Origin of the sequence: Enterobacter sp. IF2SW-B1 (assembly GCF_001743375.1) — a bacterium.
GTDB lineage: Bacteria > Pseudomonadota > Gammaproteobacteria > Enterobacterales > Enterobacteriaceae > Enterobacter > Enterobacter bugandensis.
Map to the genome: position 1 here is coordinate 1 of NZ_MJAA01000311.1, position 393 is coordinate 393.

The following is a 393-nucleotide window of genomic DNA, read 5'->3' on the forward strand; positions in this document are numbered from 1 at the left end:
CACAACGGCGGGCGACGTTACCGAGCTTCGCGGGCGGGATAACCAGCGCGTGAAGAAAGGGGAGGTGCTGGTGGTGAGCGAACCTCGCGATACCACCGCCCAGCGCGTTCAGGCTCAGGCTCAGCTTGGGCTGGCTATCGTGCAGCTGCATCAGGCCCAGGCGCAGCTGGCGCTCTCAAAAGGGCAGTATCCCGCCCAGCGTGACGAAGCCAAAGCGCTGGTGCTGAAAGCGCAGGCCGATCTGGCGAACGCGCAGGCGGAATACCGCCGCCAGCGGGGCGTCGACCCGCGCGCGACCACCCAGCAAAGTATTGATTCTGCGAACGCTCAGCTGCGCAGCGCCCAGGCTGGCCTTGCCAGCGCACAGGCGCAGCTGGAAGTGGCGGAGCAGGT

At 66.9% G+C, this 393-nt stretch carries 1 protein-coding gene; it reads left to right on the forward strand.

What is annotated here, in order from left to right:
• On the forward strand, window positions 1-393 hold a 393-nt coding region (locus A6013_RS24505; RefSeq protein ID WP_139128315.1), incomplete at both ends, for a biotin/lipoyl-binding protein.